Source organism: Rhodococcus sp. PSBB066 (assembly GCF_017068255.1).
Classification (GTDB): domain Bacteria; phylum Actinomycetota; class Actinomycetes; order Mycobacteriales; family Mycobacteriaceae; genus Rhodococcus; species Rhodococcus aetherivorans.
Genome location: NZ_CP070859.1, coordinates 896,043 through 912,687, shown reverse-complemented (window position 1 = coordinate 912,687; position 16,645 = coordinate 896,043). Strand labels below are relative to the sequence as shown.

Genomic DNA, 16,645 nt, shown 5'->3' with positions numbered 1-16,645 from the left:
ACCCCGCCGAGCCGATTTTGGACTTCGCGGCTCGGTGGGGTAGTGTTCCAACTCGGTTCGAGGGCCTATAGCTCAGGCGGTTAGAGCGCTTCGCTGATAACGAAGAGGTCGGAGGTTCAAGTCCTCCTAGGCCCACTCCCCGTGCCGAAAGGGCAGCGAGCATGAAGGTTCTTCTCACTGTGGGAACCGTGGTGCTGGTGGCCGTCGGACTCGCTCGGATGTTGCGGAGCGAGGACGAATGGCACGAGGTCACCGGCCGCTGAGGCGGCAGACGGGGCCTTAGCTCAGTTGGTAGAGCGCTGCCTTTGCAAGGCAGATGTCAGGAGTTCGAATCTCCTAGGCTCCACAACGCACACTCGAATATCGACGACAGGCCCGGACATCACGGATGTCCGGGCCTGTCGTCGTGCCCGGTCACTTCTCCTCGGCGAGCTCGTCGAGGACCGCCGAGAGCCGGCGCATCGCGGCCAGTGCGCCGGCCAGGTCTTCCTCGCCCACGGCGTCGGCCAGGCGACGGGCGAAGGCGGCATGCGCCGGATCGATCCCGGACACCGCCTCGCGTCCCGCCGGGGTCGGCGCGACGAGCTTGGCGCGCCGGTGGGCCGGGTTGGGCAGGTACTCGGCGAGGCCTCGCTCGACCAGCAGGTCGGCGATCCGCTGCACGCTCTGGCGGGTGATCCCCATCGCGCGGGCGATGCCGGCGACCGGCAGGGGTTCGCGCAGCACGGCACCGAGGACCTGCCACCACGCCGCGGTGAGCCCGGCCGGGCGCGCGAGGGATTCGGCGACCTCGAGGAACTGTCCGTTGAGCCGGAACGACGTCAGGGCGAGGCCGCTGAGCAGTTCTTGTTCCGGGCGCTCGCTCATCCGGCCATGAGTTCGTAGAAGCCGGCGGGGTCGCGTCGGCCGTAGAGCTTGAACCAGGATTCGAGGACGTGCGGCTCGAACACCTCGAGGCGTTCGAGGATCGCGCGGGCGAACTCGACCGGGGCGGTGGCACTCGCGGTGATCAGATTCCGGTCGGTGACGGCCGGTTCGTCGCGGTAGAGATCCCCGCCCGCGTAGCCCACACTCGCCAGGAACTCGGCGGCGTTGCTCGTGTGCGCGCGATCGTCGAGTAGGCCGGCGAGGGCGAGCCCGCCCGTGGCCCCGCAGATCGCGGCCACCGGGACCCCGGCCTCGAGGAAGTCGCGCGCCCGTTCGGCGAAGGGGGTGAACTGCTCGGTGTTCCAGATGTCGTTGCCCGCCAGGACGAGCATCGCGCTGTTCTCCGGCCGCACCTCGTCCAGGGTGGTGTCGGGGAGGATGCGGATTCCGCCCATGGTGGTGACGGGTTCGCGCGTGGCGCCGACGGTGGCGACGGCGTAGCGGCCGGGATGCTTGTGCCAGAGGGGCTTGTTGATGTGGGCGATCGCATGACCGACCTCCCAGTCGGCGAAGGTGTCGTACACGGCGACATGCACTGTCTCAGTCATGACAATATGCTGTCGATTTGACAGCCTGTTGTCAATAGGGGGCACCCGGAAGATCTCAGCCCGTTTCACGTGAAACGTCGATGAGCTCGAGCAGATCGCGGACCGCCCGGCGGACCTCCTCCAGGTTCCGGCCGGATTCGATGAGTTCGGTGCCCTTGTGGACCACGGCGCCGACCAGTTCGGCGGCCAGTTCCGGATGCGTGGTCCCGTGCTCACGCAGGGCCTCGACGAGGGGGAGCACGAGCTCGCGGTGCAGCGTCTGCATGCGTTCGTCGGTGAAGGCCTGCGGCGTGACCGTGGCGAGCGCTCCGACGAGCGCGTGCTCGCCCTCGGCGACGAGCCGGAGGTTGGCGTCGACGTACGCGAGTACCCGGCCGGCCGGATCGCCGGCCTCGTCCATGGCGGCGATCACCTTCGCGTTCCAGCGCGGGAACATGTCCTCGACGACCGCGCGCAGCAGATCCTCCCGCGACCGGAAGTAGTGGTAGACGCTGGAGCGGGCGAGCCCGGCCCGGGCCGCGACCTCGCCCAGGCTCGGCGGGCGCTCCGGCGACTCGGTCAACAGTGCGTGAGCCGCATCGAGGAGTGCCCGTAGTTGGGTTGCGCGATGCTCGGCGACGGTAGCCGCAGAGATCTTCGGCACGGGCCCTCCTCGTGCGGTCAGCCGCGGGCGTGCAGCCTGCCGTCCACCATCTCCAGGATGCGGTCGCAATGCTCCAGCACGTCGTGGTCGTGGGTGACCATGATGCCAGCCACCCCCGCATCGTGGGTTTCCCGGGCAAGCAACTCGACCACCTCGTGGCTGCGGGTGCGGTCGAGGGCGGCGGTCGGTTCGTCGACGAGCAGCAGCGCCGGCCGCGAGACGAGGGCCCGGGCGATGCCGACCCGCTGGCGTTCGCCGCCGGAGAGCTGTCCGGGTCGCCGGTCGGCGCGATGGCTCATCCCGACCGCCCCGAGCAGCTCGTCCGGATCACGTCCGGGGCGACCGGTGATCTTCGGGACCAGCCGGAGCTGGTCGCGGGCGGTCAGGGCGGGAACGAGGTTCCCGGACTGGAAGACGAAGCCCACCCGCTCTCGCCGCAGCCGGGTCAGCGCCCGATTCGGCAGGGCGGAGACGTCGATCCCCGCCAGCGTGACGACACCCGTGGTGGGGCGGGTGAGACCGCCGGCGACGGCCAGCAGACTCGACTTGCCGGCGCCCGAGGGCCCGACGATCGCGACGAGCTCACCGGCGGCGACGTGCAGGTTCACGTCGTCCAGTGCCACGACGGTGTTGTCGCCGTCGCCGAAGCGGAGGGTGACGCCGGACAGGGCCAGGCCGGTGGTGGGGATGGTCGAGGTGGTCATCGGTTCTCTCCGAGTGCGGTGAGGGGATCGACGCGGGTGACGCGGACGACGGCAACGGCCGCGCCCAGCAGTCCCAGCAGGACCAGGGTCGCGGCGCCGGACGCGACGGGGCCGGTCTCGAGCGCGAACGGCATGCCGCTGCCCTCGAGGCCCGACCCGAGGCCGAGGCCGAGGAGGACTCCGACGGTCACCGACGCGAGGAGCACGACCGTCGCCTGTGCCAGGCCGTCGCGCAGGAGGAAACCCGTGGAGGCGCCCATGGCCCGCAGCACGGCCAGTTCCCGGGAGCGCTGGACGGTCCAGATGCTGAAGAAGGCGCCGACGACGAGGGCGGAGATCGCGTACAGGAAGCCCTTGATGAGGGACATCGTCATCATCTCGGCGGAGTAGCCGGGGGAGGCGTCGAAGGATTCCTCGAGGGTCTTGGCGGCGGTGCCGGCGGCGGCATCGCCCGCGGCGAGGTCGGGCAGCCGGTCGTCGACACCCCGGACGGCGACGACGCTCGCCTCGGTGTAGACGCGCGGATCGGGTAGCTCGCCGGCCCGCGTGCCGGCGTGGATCTCCTGCCAGGTTCGCAGCGGCAGGTAGGCGACGTCGACGTGGCCGAAGGTGCGCTTGTCGGCGGTGAAGCCGGCGACCGTGAGTTCGGTGCCGAGGCGCTCGAGGACGATGGTGTCGCCGACGGCGATGCCCGCCTCGCGCACGGTGTCGCTGACCAGGATGTCGGTGTCGCCGGTGAGGGGACGCCCCTCGGCGGGCGCCGGTTCGAGGAACGAGCCGGGTTCGATGCCGAAGAGGGTGAGGTCGACGGGTGTGCCGGACGCGGTCCGGGCGTTGACGATGGCGTTGCCGAGCAGCGCGGCGTCGGCGACGTCCGGCCGGGCGCGCCACGCGGCGGCCTGGTCCTCGGTGACGACGGATCGCGAGAACGCCGAGTCGGTGCGGGTGCCCTCGGCGAAGGCGAAGGCCTGGACCGGGGTGCGCTGGAGGGCCGAGACGCCGTCTGCCACGAGGCCGGAGGACAGGCCGGACAGGATGACCATCAGCACCGCCACCAGGGCTACGACGGTTCCCATGAGGAGGAAGCGGGTGCGCGCGAACCATAGTTCGCGCAGCGCGAGGAACATGTGGGCTCCTGACGAAGATTTTATCGACGAACGGTCGACATCGTATCGACAATGTGTCGACAAGTTCTGTGAGGCCGGTTACTACTTCCGGTAGTAGAGGGCGCGTATCCTGGCTGCATGTCTGCCGAGAAGGACTTCGCCGCACGCGTGCGCGGCGCCTTCGTCGGCGGCATGTCGGGGGCGGTGAGCATTGCCGCCCATGCGCTCGCCGGCGGGGCCGCGCCGGGACAGGCATCCGCGGTGCTGCTGCTCGCCGCCGCGGCCGCGGCGGGTCTGCTCGCCGCGGGCACGCGCCTGCCGATCGTCGGCGTGCTGGCCGCCGGGCAGGTGGTGGGCCACGGCGTCCTCTCCCTCGACACGGGACACGTCCACGTCCCCGGCGCGGGCATGCTGGCCGCCCACACGGCCGCGATCGTCGTCGCGGCGCTGCTCGTCCGCGGCGCCGAACACGGCTGCCGCGTCGGGCTCACCGCGGTGCGGCGCGCGAGTGTGCCGCCGTTCGCGCCGGCGCCCGTCGCCGTTCCCGGCTGGACGCCCGTCGCACACCATCCCCGGGTGCGGCGCGGCCTGCTCGTCGCCGCAGGTCTCGGCACCCGAGGTCCTCCCCTCACGGTCTGATCCCAGCTCACCTCACGGTCACCGCTACGCGGGACCGCGCGCACGCGTGCGCACCCGGACCGATTTCGGAGAACCTCATGAAGAAGACCCTGTTCCTCGCTGCCGCCGCGGCCGCGACCCTGTTCGCCGCCGGATGCTCGTCCGACGAGCCGGCCGCCGCCTCCGCGGACTCGCTCACCGTCTCCTCGGCGTGGGCGAAGGCCGCCGAATCCGGCATGACCGGTGCTTTCGCCGAGCTCGAGAACACCGGCGACTCCGACATCCACATCGTCTCCGCCGCCAGCCCCAGCTCGGCCCGCACCGAGATCCACGAGATGGCGGCCGGCGACGGCGGCGCCATGGTGATGCGCGAAAAGGAGGACGGCCTGGTCATTCCTGCGCACAGCACCCACTCCCTCGCGCCCGGCAACGACCACCTGATGCTGATGGACCTCGTCGAGCCCGTCCTGCCCGGCACCGAGGTGACCTTCGAGCTGACCTTCGAGGACGGCTCGACCACCGAGTTCACCGCGCAGGTCCGCGACTTCTCCGGCGCACGGGAGAACTACCAGCCGAGCGCCGGCATGGGGGCGAACCACGGTGGCTGAGCTGAGCCGGCGGCGCCTCCTCGGGGGCGGCGCCGCCGTCCTCGGCGTCGCGGGCATCGGCGCGGCCGGGATCGGGACGGGCCTCGGCTATGCCGCCACGCGGGAGCCCGAGCCCACCGGCGGGCGCACCGTCGCCTTCCACGGCGTGCACCAGGCGGGCATCGACACCGAACCGCAGGCCTTCGCCGCATTCGTCGCCCTGGATCTGCGCCCGGGCCTCGACCGGCGGGCGCTCGTCGGGATCATGAAGGTGTGGGCCGAGGACGGCCGCCGGCTCACCGAGGGCAGCCCTGCCCTCGGCGACACCGAGCCCGAACTCGCCCACGATCCCGCGCGGCTGACCGTGACCGTCGGATTCGGTCCCGCCGTGTTCGACGTGGCCGGCCTGGCGGCGCAGCGGCCCGAGTGGCTGCGGCCGCTGCCCGCGTTCTCGATCGATCGCCTCGAGGAGCGCTGGTCGGGCGGTGATCTGCTGGTGCAGGTCTGCGCCGACGACCCGGTCACCGTCTCGCACGCGACCCGCACGCTCGCCAAGAGCGTGCGGTCGCTGGCCACCGTGCGCTGGGTCCAGCGCGGGTTCCGCAACGCGGCGGGCACCAAGCCCGCCGGCACCACGATGCGCAACCTCATGGGCCAGGTCGACGGCACGGTCAACCCGGCCGCGGGAAGCACGGACTTCGACCGGCAGGTGTGGAATCCCGGAACCCCGGCCTGGCTGGCCGGGGGCACGTCCGTGGTGGTGCGGCGTATCCGCATGGAACTCGACACGTGGGACGAGTTGGACCGGCCGGCCCGTGAACTCGCCGTGGGCCGGGACCTGGCCTCGGGGGCGCCGTTGACAGGCAACCGGGAGCACGACGATCCGGACTTCGCCGCCACCGACGTGCACGGCATTCCGGTGATCCCCCCGGAATCGCACGTCGCGCGGGCGCGGCCCCGGAACGCGAACGAGCGGTTCCTGCGGCGCGGCTACAACTACGACGACCCGGACGGCGCCGGGCTGCTGTTCGCGTCGTACCAGGCCGACGTGGACGCCCAGTTCGTTCCGGTGCAGCAGCGGCTCGCCGAGCACGACGCGCTGAACCCGTGGATCACGCCGATCGGGTCGGCGGTGTTCGCCGTCCCACCCGGATTCGGCCCCGGCGGATATCCGGGGGACACCCTGCTCGAGGGCTGACGGGCAGCGCTCCCGGCCGGGATCTGCTCGACGATCCCGGCCGGGGGTCCGTCGTACCTACAGTTTGTATGGTTCCCGTCACGCCCCGCCGAAATGGCGCTACCGTCGAGATGGACACGCGTCCATCCGGGCGAGGGAAGGCGGGCACACTCATGACCACAGCACTGCCGGAACGTCAGGGCTTCGGAACGCTGCGCGCGGGAGGTCTGCACTGGGACGCCTTCCCGCTGCGGCTGTTCGCGAAGGGAAACGCGAAGTTCTGGGATCCGCTCGAGTTGGACTTCAGCCGGGACGCGGCCGACTGGAACGAGCTCAACAGCGAACAGCACCGCAGCGCCACCTATCTCGTCGCGCAGTTCGTGGCCGGCGAGGAGGCCGTCACACAGGACATCCAGCCGTTCCTACGGGCGATGGCCGCCGAGGGCCGGCTCGGCGACGAGATGTACCTGACCCAGTTCTGCTTCGAGGAGGCCAAGCACACCCAGGTCTTCCGCCTGTGGATGGACGCGGTGGGCCTGACCGCGGACCTGCACTCCTACGTCGCGGACAATCCGTACTACCGGCAGCTGTTCTACGAGGAACTGCCCCATTCGTTGCGCGTCCTCGAGACCGATCCGAGCCCTGCCAATCAGGTCCGCGCCAGCGTCACCTACAACCACGTCATCGAGGGCAGTCTCGCCCTCACCGGGTACTACGCCTGGCAGAAGGTGTGCACGAAACGCGGAATCCTGCCCGGCATGCAGGAACTCGTGCGCCGGATCGGCGACGACGAACGCCGGCACATGGCGTGGGGCACGTTCACCTGCCGCCGCCACGTCGCAGCCGACGACTCGAACTGGGATGTCGTACAGCAGCGCATGGGGGAGTTGCTGCCGCTGGCGCTCGGCATGATCCAGTGGGTCAACGACCAGTTCGAGGAGCAGCCCTTCGGCCTCGACCCCGACGAGTTCGTCGCCTACGCGGCCGACCGGGCCCAGCGGCGGCTCGGGGCCATCGAATCCGCGCGCGGCCGGCCGGTCGAGGAGATCGACCTCGACTACAGCCCCGAGGTGCTCGAGGACAAGTTCGGCGCGGAGGACGCCGCGGAGCTGAACTCGCTCACGGAGGGCTGAACTCCGCGGTAGTAGCAACCCGAACGGTCAGAGCAGCGCGACGGCCGCGACGGCCAGCAGCAGGATCACTGCCACCACGGCCCCGATCGCGGAGTAGTTCCTGCTCGGCCGCGTGGTGACGGTGGTGACCGTCGCCCCGAAGGCCTCGTCGGCGCTGCTGTCATCGGACCGGGTGTCATCGGACCGGGCGTCGCCGGACCGGGAGTCGGAGGCGGTCGTTGCCGGGACGGGCGCGGGGCTCCCCGGTGCGCCGGCCGCCCTGTCTCGTTCCGCGGCCGCCTCGGCCCTCGCTCGTTCGGCCGCTTCGAGTTCCCGGATACGTGGGATGCCACCGGTGAGGACGTCGGTGACGTCGTACGACGGTGGCAGTCCGATCCGCGCCTTGACCACGCGCGCGGGCGTGAAACCCGCCGCCAGGATGGCGGCACCGAGGGCGGCGGTCTGCTCGGGGCCGGGGCCGACGAGGGTGCGCACGCCGAGTTTCGCGGCGAGGCTGTCCGCGATGGACTGCACATGCGAGCGGTCGCGCGCGACGAACCCGTCGCCCATCACCACCACGGCGTCGAGGTTGTGCGAAAGCCAGCCGAACGCGCCGAGCGCGGTGGCCAGCTGGGCCGCGGGAGACGGGGCGCTCTTGGCGGCGAAGCGGAACGCCTTGCCGGCCGACACACCGGAGCGCACGAGATTGACGGTCGAGCCGCCGTCGTCGACGTGGAAGATGCCGACGAGTTGGCCGGGGGTCTCCGAGATCTCCGACGCGTACCAGGTGGCCGCGGCCTCGGCGTCCGAGACGAGGGCGATGTGCCGCAGATCCGCGTAGTCGAGCGCGGCCCGCAGCGCGGCCACCGTGGACTGGTCCCACCGCGACGGGTAGGTGGCGGTGACAGCGGGCAGACCCCCGTCGGGCCCGCCGTCCGGCGGCAGCGGCTGGCACTCGTGCAACAGGCAGGCGATCGCCGTGGCCATCGAGTCCTCGGCCCGGTAGATACGCCCGTCACTGGCGGTGACGCCGGCGGGATCGCCGACGCGGCCGAGGAAGCCCGACAGGTAGCGGGCCTCGCCGGCGGGATGCGGGGCGCCGCCGAGGACGGTGGTGCCGTCGGAGTCGATGTGCAGGACGGTGTCACGGGCTATGACGACGGGATCGGGGCTGCCGGGGTCGTTGGAGGCGAGCACCGCGGTGGACACCACGCTCCCGATCCGGAGACCGACTCCCACAGCCATGTCACACCTCCCGTAGACAACGATCGGCGTACATCTTGCTACCGACTCGGCCACGTCCGGGGAAGCCGCGCCGTAGGACCGCGCGGGAGATTGCCGTGCCCACTAGGATCCGCGCGTGACGTAAGCACAGCCCGTATGCCCCTGTGGTTACCAGGCCGATCACCCGGTGGTCGTTCGCCCTGCTGCTGCGGGAGCCGGACTGGTTGCGCGAGCCGCTCGGCCCGGATGTGGATCCGGGCATGCGGTGGCTACCGTTCGTCACGTTCTGGCAGGTCACGCTCGACATGGTGTTCTCCGCCGACGTCCCGTCCGGGTTCGGCCACGCCTACGGGCCGTAGGCCGCGCAGTTGTGGGCGGACATCCTCGCCCCGACGGCTGGGACGACGCGGTCACCCACCGGGTGCAGAACGCCCTGTCCGCCCAGCCCGGCGACGAGTGACGCCGCTCCGTCGCCGTGGCACCGTCAGGTTCTCGGCCGGAACGCCCGCCGGGGCGGGAACGCCTGCCGGGCGTGGGTCAGCAGGAACACGCTGATCACGATCACCCACGCAGGGAAGACGAGCGTGAGCCACAGCGCCTCGGTCACCGCGAACAGCAGGACCAGGGCGAGCAGGTACGTGGGTAGGACCAGCCATCGGGGCATGAGTCCGGTGCGCAGCCAGATGGTGGCCAGCGAGATCATGAAGACCGCGGCCATGCGGATCGAATAGACGTTGCTGATCTGCAGGATCAGCGCGTGCGCGAAGGCGGCGGATTCCTGGGCGGGCACCGCCTCCGCCCGGTCCGCCAGGAGCAGCCCGCCGGCGCTGGCCATCGTGACGAGGATCAGCGCCAGGAACAACAGGCCGCTACCGACGAAGACCGTCGAGAAGAACTGGTCCTCGAGGTCTCCCAGCCGGTGCCGGAGCGCACCGATGAACCACAGGAACGCGATGCAGGCGAACTGGGCCAGCGTCAGCGCCACGGTGAGCCGTGAGCGGCCGGCGTCCAGCCACTCGGTGCTGCCGAAGGGATCGGCGGGGATCGCCTGACGGATCAGGACGATGCTCGTCGCGAACAGGACGGCGAACACGATCCCGACGACGGCGGCGGTGTGCGGTGTGGTCAGTCGGTGCAGTTGCGGTTCGCTGCGCTCCCCGGTCATGACCGGATTGTCCCCGACCAGCGGCGATGCCCGGGGGCGAACGACGGACCGCGGTGCGAATCGGGGTTCGCGAGCCCCCGGATCACGTACTTACGCGCCGGTAAGTTAGGTGTTACAGTGCGTACCGCTTGTGTCGTCCGACACACGGAAAGCTACCTGTGAAGGGACCATGGGGATGGGGATGGGGATGGGGATCACCAGACGGTGGATCGGCGCTGCGGCGACGGCCGCGGCCCTGACAGGAGCGATGCTTGCCACGCCGGCGACGGCGAGCGCGGATGCGAACTTCTACGATCCTCCGCTCGACCTGGTCGGAGCCTCCGGCGACGTCCTCCGCAGCGGGCCGTCCGACCTCTCCATTCGCGTCCCGTCGCCGCAGGGCGTGTTCCCCGCGCAGGGCACCCGGCTGCTGTACCGCAGCCTCGACGCCACCGGCGAACCCAGCGCCGTCGGCGGCACCTACCTCGAGCCGTCGCTGCCGTGGAACGGGCCGGGGCCGCGACCGCTCGTCGCCATCGCGCCGGGCACCCAGGGCCAGGGCGACCAGTGTGCACCGTCCAAGCAGCTGAACTCGCTCGTGTCCTACACCCCGCCGCTCGACCTGTTCACCGAGTACGAACTGCTCTCGATCAACACCATGCTGCTGCAGGGCATCGCCGTCGTCGTCACCGACTACGACGGGCTCGGCACACCGGGGCACCACACGTACGTCAACCGGCTCGCCGAGGCGCACGCGGTGCTGGATGCGGTCCGGGCGGCGCAGAGCCTGCCCGCCACGTCCATCACCCCCGACGGTCCTGTCGGCCTGTGGGGGTACTCCCAGGGCGGCGGTGCCGTGGCTGCGGCCGCAGAACTGCAGCCGACCTACGCGCCCGAGCTGAACGTCGTGGGGGCCTATGCCGGCGCGCCGCCCGCGGACCTCGAGGCCACGCTCAGCCAGGTCGACGGAACGGCGCTCACCGGCGTGATCGGCTACACGATCAACGGCCTCGGCGAGGCCTACCCCGAGCTCCGGGATCTCGTCGACGCCGAGGTCAACGACCGTGGACGCGAGATGCTGCATTCGGTGGCGAACCAGTGCGCGCCGGAGACGATCTTCCGTTACGGCTTCCAGCGCACGAGCGACTACACCCGCACGGGTGAACCGCTGAGCGTGGTCGTCGATCGGTTGCCGGAGGCGAAGGAAGCCATCGCCGCGCAGCGGATCGGACGTCTGCAGCCGTCGGTGCCGGTACTCGTGCAGCACGGGACGATGGACGACATCGTGCCCTACGGACAGGGTCGCCAGCTCGCGGCGGACTGGTGCGCCCTCGGCGCCACCGTCCAGTTCTCCCCGAACACCACCCCGCCCGTCCTGCCGGGCCTGGCCGTCAATCACGCGCTTCCTCTGGTCGCGGGGATGCCCGAGGCGGTCGCCTACCTGAACGACCGGTTCGCGAATCGGCCCGCCCCGTCCAACTGCGGCGCCTTCTGACCCACGACGGCGTCGGATCCGCCGCAAGGGGCGGTCAGCCGCGACAGCGATTGCTGTCGCGGCTGACCGGAGCCCGCGCGGCCGGCGGCCCGTTCACACCACCGGATGGTCGGCGCCGAGGAATCTGCGGGCGAGGTTCTGCTCCACCGACGGCCCGGGCGACCATTCGGCGATCCACGGGCCCGTACCCTCGCTGGGATCGATCACGCCCTTCTCCAGCCAGGTGTAGCGCCCGTCGAGGACGTCGGCCGTGAGCTGCCGGTCGGCATCGTCGGTGTGCGTCCACAACGCGGCGAACAGCGAGTCCACGCGGAGCTTCGCCTGGAGGCAGAAGACGTCGGCGAGTTCGTAGGCCGCGTCCGTATCGGGGTGGCCGTCGGTGTGGTACATCTGCGCCCGCACGCAACTCGCCGACATGGCGAACAGCTCCGCGCCGATATCGACGAGCCGCCCCAGGAAATTCTGCCGCTTCTCCAGACCGCCCTGCCACCGGGCCATGCCGTAGAACGTGGACCGAGCGAGCTTGCGTGAACACCGCTCCACGTAGCGCAGATGGTGTGCCAGGGGACCGAATTCGCCGTACGAGGTGGGTAGCTGGCCCCTGCCCGCCACCAACTGGGGCAGCCACTTGGCGTAGAAGCCGCTCGCCTTGGCGGCGGCCCGGGCCTTCGTGTCCAGAGTGGCTTTCGGATCCGCCAGCTCACCCGCCACCCGCAGGTGGGCGTCGACGGCTTCGCGGGCGACGAAGAGCCGCATGATCTCGCTCGAGCCCTCGAAGATCCGGTTGATCCGCAGGTCCCGCAGGAGCTGCTCGGCGGGCACCATCCGCTCACCCCGGGCCGCAAGCGACGCCGCCGTCTCGTAGCCGCGTCCCCCTCGGATCTGCATCAACTCGTCGGCGATCTCGCAGGCCACCTCGCTGGACCACAGCTTGGCCAGGGCCGCCTCGATGCGGATGTCGTTGCGGTCCTCGTCGCACATCTGGCCGGTCAGTTCCACCACGGCCTCGAGGGCGAACGTGGTGGCGGCGATGTATCCGATCTTGCCGGCGATCGCATCGTGCCGGCCCACCGGCCGACCCCACTGGACGCGGGTGCCGGACCATTCCCGGGCGATCTTGAGCGCCCACTTGCCGGCACCGGCGCACATCGACGGGATCGCGAGCCGGCCGGCGTTGAGGGTGGTCAGGGCGATCTTCAGGCCGTCGCCCTCGCGGCCGATGAGGTTCTCCTTCGGCACCCGCACCTTGTACAGCCGGGTGAGGCCGTTCTCGATCCCCTTCAGGCCCAGGAACGAGTTGCGGCGTTCGACGGTGATGCCCGGGGTGTTCGCCTCGACGACGAACGCCGAGATGCCACCGCGGTGGCCCTCGCTGCGCGGCACCCGCGCCATCACCACCAGCAGTTCGGCGACCACTCCGTTGGTGGTCCACAGCTTCAGGCCGTCGAGTTCGTACGCGTCGCCGTTCTCCACCGGCACCGCCGTCGAGGCGAGACGGGCGGGATCGGAACCCACGTCGGGTTCGGTCAGCAGGAAGGCCGAGATCGCCCCTCGCGCACACCGCGGGAGGAAAGCGCGTTTCTGTTCGGGTGTCCCGGCCAGCTTCAGGGGTTCGGGCACTCCGATGGACTGATGCGCCGACAACAGAACGCCCAGGCTCGGGTGGGCGCTGGCCACGAGCATCAGCGCGCGGTTGTAGGCCACCTGCGACAGTCCCAGGCCGCCGTACTCCTGGGAGATCTTCATGCCGAAGCAGCCGAGCTCGGCCAATCCGGCGACGTATTCGTCGGGGATCCGGGCCTCGCGCTCGATGCGGCTGCCGTCCACACCCTCGCAGAAGCGGCGAAGCTCTGCCAGGAACCCTTCGGTACGGGCCTCCTCGTCGGGGGTGGGCCGCGGGAACGGATGGATGAGGTCGAGGGTCAGACGTCCGAGAAACAACTCCTTTGCGAACGACGGCTTGTGCCAGGTGGTCTCGCGGGACTCCTCTGCGAGCGCGCGCGACTGTTCCTCGCTGGCGTGTACCTGTTGTGCCATGTGATGCCTCCCCGATAGGACTGCTACCGGCGAGTATCCACCTGTTCTGTGATGCACATCACGCGATTCGGCGGATCGGTACCCATGAGTAACCGACGGCGCGGGGGTGGGGCGGATCACGGTCCGACGGGGCTGCCGTCGCGACAGAGCCCCCGCCCGTGTCCGTAGGCTGGACATGTCATCGACGACGTACCCGAGCACCTCCACCTTCCCGCTCGCGCGGACCACCGCTGGAGGCCGACATGGAATTCCTCGCGTCCGTACCTGTTGTGCTGCTGTTGACCGTCCTGATCTATGTCGTGGCCGGCCGGATCGTCGACCTGGAAGTGCGCGTCACCGAACGACAACTGCAGAAGGAAGGGCAGGCCGCGATCGACGCGACCTGCCCCGGATCCGATTCCGTCCCGTGACCCCGGGCGGAACTCAGTCCTGCTTCTTCGGGCCCCCCGCGGGACCGGCCGCCGGCTTCGGCTTCGCCGCGGTTCCCTTGCTGCCGGTGGCCTCGCTCTTCGGCTCGGCGGCCGGCTTCGGAGCCGTTTCCTCCTTGGCCGCGTGCTTTCCGGTCGGGGGCGCCTCGGCCATCCCCTTCGTGACGGTGGTGGGCTCGGCCTTCGGCGTCGCGGCTGCCGTCGGGGTCGCCTTCGGCGCCGGCGCGGGCACCGCGGGGGCAGCCGTCCCGCCCTCGGGCCGAGGTGCGGCCTTCCCCGTCGCGGCCGATTCGGGCTTCGGGGCCACGGCCTCGGGCGTCGCGGCCGGCCCGGGCTTCGCCTCGGGTGCGGCAGCCTCCGGCTTCGGTGCGGCAGCCTCCGGCTTCGGTGCGGCAGCCTCCGGCTTCGGTGTGGCAGCCTCCGGTGTCGCGACCGGGCCGGGCTCGGGGGTGACCGGCTCGATCCGCGGCGGCTCCGGCGCGACCGGCGGATGATCCCCGAGACGGCTGCGGTAGAACACAACTCCGCCGGCGGCGACGACGCCGAGCGCGCCGACCGTCACCAGGATCCTGCGGCCCCGCCCGCGGGGTGCTGCCTCGATCGTCGCCGCGGCTCGCGCGCGGCGGCACTCCCGGCTTCCTGCCATGTTCCGGGCGAGGTCGAGACCCTTGCGGGCGACCAGCAGGCCGGTGAAGAGCGGCCCCCGCGCGAGGGCCGTAGCGCCCTGCCCTGCGAGCTTCAGGTAGCCACCGGCGCCCTCGGACTTCTTCGGGGGGCGCACGAGTTCGCTGCCGGCGCCGGACCCGATCTTGGTTCTGGACTCGCTCACACTCGTCATGTACCCACTTTTGCACAGCGGACCCCCGCGGCCGGGGTTCGCGAGACGGACCGCCCCGGTGTCGCAGACCCGGATGGCACGATGGAGGGGTGACTTCACCTCAAAAGACCGCAACCGCGACTCTGCACACCAACCGCGGCGACATCGTGATCTCGCTCTTCGGCAACCACGCTCCGAAGACGGTCGAGAACTTCGTCGGCCTCGCGAACGGCACCAAGGAGTACAAGACCCAGAACGCCAAGGGGGAGACCAGTGGCCCGTTCTACGACGGTGCGGTTTTCCACCGCGTCATCGACGGCTTCATGATCCAGGGCGGCGACCCGACCGGCACCGGTCGTGGCGGCCCGGGCTACCAGTTCGCCGACGAGTTCCACCCCGAGCTGCAGTTCGACCGCAGCTACCTGCTGGCCATGGCCAACGCCGGCCCGGGCACCAACGGTTCGCAGTTCTTCATCACCGTCGGGCCGACCCCCCACCTGAACCGACGCCACACCATCTTCGGTGAGGTCGCCGACGAGGCGTCGAAGAAGGTCGTCGACGCGATCGCCACGACGGCGACGGACCGCGCGGACCGCCCGGTCGAGCCCGTCGTCATCGAGAGCATCACCATCTCCTGAATCTCCGGAAGAGACCGATATGACGAACCCCGGCTGGGGCCACGCGGCCGGCGGGGGCGGCCACCCGCCCCAGCCGCGGTGCGTCCGGCATCCCGATCGCCCGACCCTGCTCTCGTGCAGCCGATGCGGGCGACCGGCCTGCCCCGACTGCCTGCGGCCCGCCGCAGTGGGTCAGCAGTGCGTCGACTGCGTCGCGGCCGCCCAGCGCGATGTCCCGCAGGCCCGCACCGTCGCGGGGGCGCCCATGCGGGCGCAGACGAACACCCCCCTCGTGACCTACATCCTGATCGCGCTGAACACCGCGATCTTCGCGATCACCGCCGCCCAGTCCGGCAGCGTGATGAACAACGAGCGCTCGTCGAGCCTGTTCTTCGAGTGGGCGCTGTGGCCGCCGATGATCGCGGTGCGCGACGAGTACATCCGCGTGCTCGGCAGCGGGTTCCTGCACTTCGGTGTGCTGCACCTCGCGGTCAACATGTTCGCGCTGTACGTGATCGGGCGTGACACCGAACTCGTCCTCGGCCGGCTCCGGTACCTGGCCGTATACCTGGTGTCCATCCTCGGCGGATCCGCCGCGGTGATGCTGCTCCAGACCGACGCCGTGACCGCCGGTGCCTCCGGCGCCGTGTTCGGCCTGCTGGGCGCGCAGGCGGTGATCCTGATGCGGCTGCGGCGCAGCCCCGCGCCGGTGCTGATGATCGTCGTCCTCAACGTCGTCATCAGCATCACCATCCCGGGCATCTCCCTGTGGGGACACCTCGGCGGCCTGGCCGCGGGTGCGGCGGCGACGGCGGCGCTGTTGTTCGCGCCGCGGGCGCTGGGCGCGGGCGACGACCGTGCCCGCTTCGTCCGGACGGGCTGGCTCGCGCTGGCAGCCGTCACGGTGGTCACCGTGCTGGTCCTCGTGCTGGCGGTCCTGCGCCTGCGGGCTCAGCTCGGCGTCTGATCCGGCGCCAGCCCCCGCACCGCGAGCGCGTCGTACACCGTGCGGGGGTCGGTGCCCAGGTCCCAGCGCCCGAAGATCAGCAGCTGCTCGTCGCCGCGGGGATCGCGCACGTCGATCTCCAGCATCGGCACGCGACGGCCGAGCCGCGGATACGCGACGATCCGCACCCGCATCAGGGCCGCGCGGGGCAGCTCGCGTCGTCCCGACAGACGGGTGACGGCCAGCCCGGCGCCGTCCGGAAGCACCTCGAGCCGCGGACGCTGACGGACCGCGAGGGCCGCGACCGCGAACGCCACCACGGCCGCGAGCCCGACGAGCGTGCGACCGGCGGCATCGGCCGTCGTCGCCGCGGCGACGGCGAGCACGATGCCGCCCGCCGTGAGCGCGGCGATCGCGAGCGGGGGTGTGGACCAGCGGAGCGATTCAGTCGCCACGGGGAGCTTTCCCCAGTTCATCCACAGGTTTGTCCACAGGTGGGGATGAACTACATCCCT

General features: G+C 70.8%; 18 protein-coding genes, 2 tRNA genes and 1 pseudogene. 11 read left to right on the top strand and 10 right to left on the bottom strand.

Annotation, left to right across the window (positions count from 1 at the left end; genetic code table 11):
- Window positions 1-61 precede the first annotated feature (61 nt).
- Window positions 62-135 (top strand) — tRNA-Ile (locus JYA75_RS04270).
- A 138-nt stretch (window positions 136-273) separates the two neighbouring features.
- Window positions 274-346, top strand: a tRNA-Ala gene (locus tag JYA75_RS04265).
- A 68-nt stretch (window positions 347-414) separates the two neighbouring features.
- On the opposite strand, the gene JYA75_RS04260 is transcribed toward JYA75_RS04265, so the two are convergent.
- Genes JYA75_RS04260 through JYA75_RS04240 form a run of 5 tightly spaced genes read right to left on the bottom strand, consistent with a single transcriptional unit; the run spans window position 415 to window position 3,949 of the window.
- Window positions 415-867: a MarR family transcriptional regulator gene (locus JYA75_RS04260; RefSeq protein WP_043799097.1), complete on the bottom strand. Its 453-nt coding sequence runs from the start codon at window positions 865-867 to the stop codon at window positions 415-417.
- Window positions 864-1,475 carry a type 1 glutamine amidotransferase family protein gene (locus tag JYA75_RS04255; protein ID WP_050034261.1) on the bottom strand — a complete coding sequence of 204 codons (612 nt, stop codon included), beginning with the start codon at window positions 1,473-1,475 and terminating at the stop codon, window positions 864-866. The genes JYA75_RS04260 and JYA75_RS04255 overlap by 4 nt, the downstream gene beginning before the upstream one ends.
- Before the next feature lie 55 nt (window positions 1,476-1,530).
- Window positions 1,531-2,118: a TetR/AcrR family transcriptional regulator gene (locus JYA75_RS04250; RefSeq protein WP_006934487.1), complete on the bottom strand. Its 588-nt coding sequence runs from the start codon at window positions 2,116-2,118 to the stop codon at window positions 1,531-1,533.
- 17 nt (window positions 2,119-2,135) lie between these two features.
- Window positions 2,136-2,822 carry an ABC transporter ATP-binding protein gene (locus tag JYA75_RS04245; RefSeq protein ID WP_168578828.1) on the bottom strand — a complete coding sequence of 229 codons (687 nt, stop codon included), beginning with the start codon at window positions 2,820-2,822 and terminating at the stop codon, window positions 2,136-2,138.
- Complete coding sequence (locus tag JYA75_RS04240) at window positions 2,819-3,949, bottom strand: ABC transporter permease (protein ID WP_185713368.1); 1,131 nt, start codon at window positions 3,947-3,949, stop codon at window positions 2,819-2,821. Before JYA75_RS04240 ends, JYA75_RS04245 begins: the two co-directional genes overlap by 4 nt.
- Before the next feature lie 117 nt (window positions 3,950-4,066).
- On the opposite strand from JYA75_RS04240, the gene JYA75_RS04235 reads away from it, so the two are divergent.
- From JYA75_RS04235 to JYA75_RS04220, 4 genes are all read left to right on the top strand, one after another.
- Window positions 4,067-4,567, top strand: coding sequence for a hypothetical protein (locus tag JYA75_RS04235; RefSeq protein ID WP_185713369.1), 501 nt, complete (start codon window positions 4,067-4,069; stop codon window positions 4,565-4,567).
- A 77-nt stretch (window positions 4,568-4,644) separates the two neighbouring features.
- Window positions 4,645-5,154 carry a copper chaperone PCu(A)C gene (locus tag JYA75_RS04230; RefSeq protein ID WP_006934494.1) on the top strand — a complete coding sequence of 170 codons (510 nt, stop codon included), beginning with the start codon at window positions 4,645-4,647 and terminating at the stop codon, window positions 5,152-5,154.
- Window positions 5,147-6,331, top strand: coding sequence for a Dyp-type peroxidase (locus JYA75_RS04225; protein ID WP_185713370.1), 1,185 nt, complete (start codon window positions 5,147-5,149; stop codon window positions 6,329-6,331). Before JYA75_RS04230 ends, JYA75_RS04225 begins: the two co-directional genes overlap by 8 nt.
- A 152-nt stretch (window positions 6,332-6,483) precedes the next feature.
- Window positions 6,484-7,443: a R2-like ligand-binding oxidase gene (locus tag JYA75_RS04220; RefSeq protein ID WP_006934498.1), complete on the top strand. Its 960-nt coding sequence runs from the start codon at window positions 6,484-6,486 to the stop codon at window positions 7,441-7,443.
- Window positions 7,444-7,470: 27 nt separating this feature from the next.
- Here the strand turns inward: JYA75_RS04220 and JYA75_RS04215 are convergent, their stop codons facing one another.
- Window positions 7,471-8,667 carry a hypothetical protein gene (locus tag JYA75_RS04215; RefSeq protein ID WP_185713371.1) on the bottom strand — a complete coding sequence of 399 codons (1,197 nt, stop codon included), beginning with the start codon at window positions 8,665-8,667 and terminating at the stop codon, window positions 7,471-7,473.
- A 149-nt stretch (window positions 8,668-8,816) separates the two neighbouring features.
- Here JYA75_RS04215 and JYA75_RS28710 point away from each other — a divergent pair.
- Window positions 8,817-9,002 (top strand): annotated as a pseudogene (locus tag JYA75_RS28710) (alpha/beta-hydrolase family protein); the annotation flags it as partial.
- Window positions 9,003-9,130: 128 nt separating this feature from the next.
- Here the strand turns inward: JYA75_RS28710 and JYA75_RS04205 are convergent.
- Window positions 9,131-9,811, bottom strand: a complete 681-nt coding sequence (locus tag JYA75_RS04205) for a hypothetical protein (protein WP_043799086.1) — start codon at window positions 9,809-9,811, stop codon at window positions 9,131-9,133.
- Between the two features lie 187 nt (window positions 9,812-9,998).
- Here JYA75_RS04205 and JYA75_RS04200 point away from each other — a divergent pair, with 187 nt between their 5' ends.
- Window positions 9,999-11,285, top strand: a complete 1,287-nt coding sequence (locus JYA75_RS04200; protein WP_239010529.1) for a lipase family protein — start codon at window positions 9,999-10,001, stop codon at window positions 11,283-11,285.
- Between the two features lie 93 nt (window positions 11,286-11,378).
- Here JYA75_RS04200 and JYA75_RS04195 read toward each other — a convergent pair whose 3' ends face one another.
- Window positions 11,379-13,322 carry an acyl-CoA dehydrogenase family protein gene (locus JYA75_RS04195; RefSeq protein ID WP_006942216.1) on the bottom strand — a complete coding sequence of 648 codons (1,944 nt, stop codon included), beginning with the start codon at window positions 13,320-13,322 and terminating at the stop codon, window positions 11,379-11,381.
- Window positions 13,323-13,564: 242 nt separating this feature from the next.
- Here JYA75_RS04195 and JYA75_RS04190 point away from each other — a divergent pair, with 242 nt between their 5' ends.
- Window positions 13,565-13,732, top strand: coding sequence for a hypothetical protein (locus tag JYA75_RS04190; RefSeq protein WP_164528058.1), 168 nt, complete (start codon window positions 13,565-13,567; stop codon window positions 13,730-13,732).
- 13 nt (window positions 13,733-13,745) lie between these two features.
- Here the strand turns inward: JYA75_RS04190 and JYA75_RS04185 are convergent, their stop codons facing one another.
- Window positions 13,746-14,588: an alginate biosynthesis protein AlgP gene (locus JYA75_RS04185; protein ID WP_221776155.1), complete on the bottom strand. Its 843-nt coding sequence runs from the start codon at window positions 14,586-14,588 to the stop codon at window positions 13,746-13,748.
- An 89-nt stretch (window positions 14,589-14,677) separates the two neighbouring features.
- Between JYA75_RS04185 and JYA75_RS04180 the strand changes: the two genes are divergently transcribed.
- Both JYA75_RS04180 and JYA75_RS04175 read left to right on the top strand, forming a co-directional pair.
- Entirely contained in the window at window positions 14,678-15,205 is a 528-nt protein-coding gene (locus JYA75_RS04180; protein WP_006942206.1) for a peptidylprolyl isomerase, read from the top strand.
- 19 nt (window positions 15,206-15,224) lie between these two features.
- Window positions 15,225-16,151 (top strand): rhomboid family intramembrane serine protease, encoded by a 927-nt coding sequence (locus JYA75_RS04175; protein WP_006942204.1) that lies wholly within the window; start codon window positions 15,225-15,227, stop codon window positions 16,149-16,151.
- Here the strand turns inward: JYA75_RS04175 and JYA75_RS04170 are convergent.
- A complete protein-coding gene (locus JYA75_RS04170; RefSeq protein WP_037201274.1) occupies window positions 16,136-16,606 on the bottom strand; it encodes a PH domain-containing protein in 471 nt (156 codons plus the stop codon). The two genes, JYA75_RS04175 and JYA75_RS04170, sit on opposite strands and share 16 nt — an antisense overlap.
- Window positions 16,607-16,645: the final 39 nt, after the last annotated feature.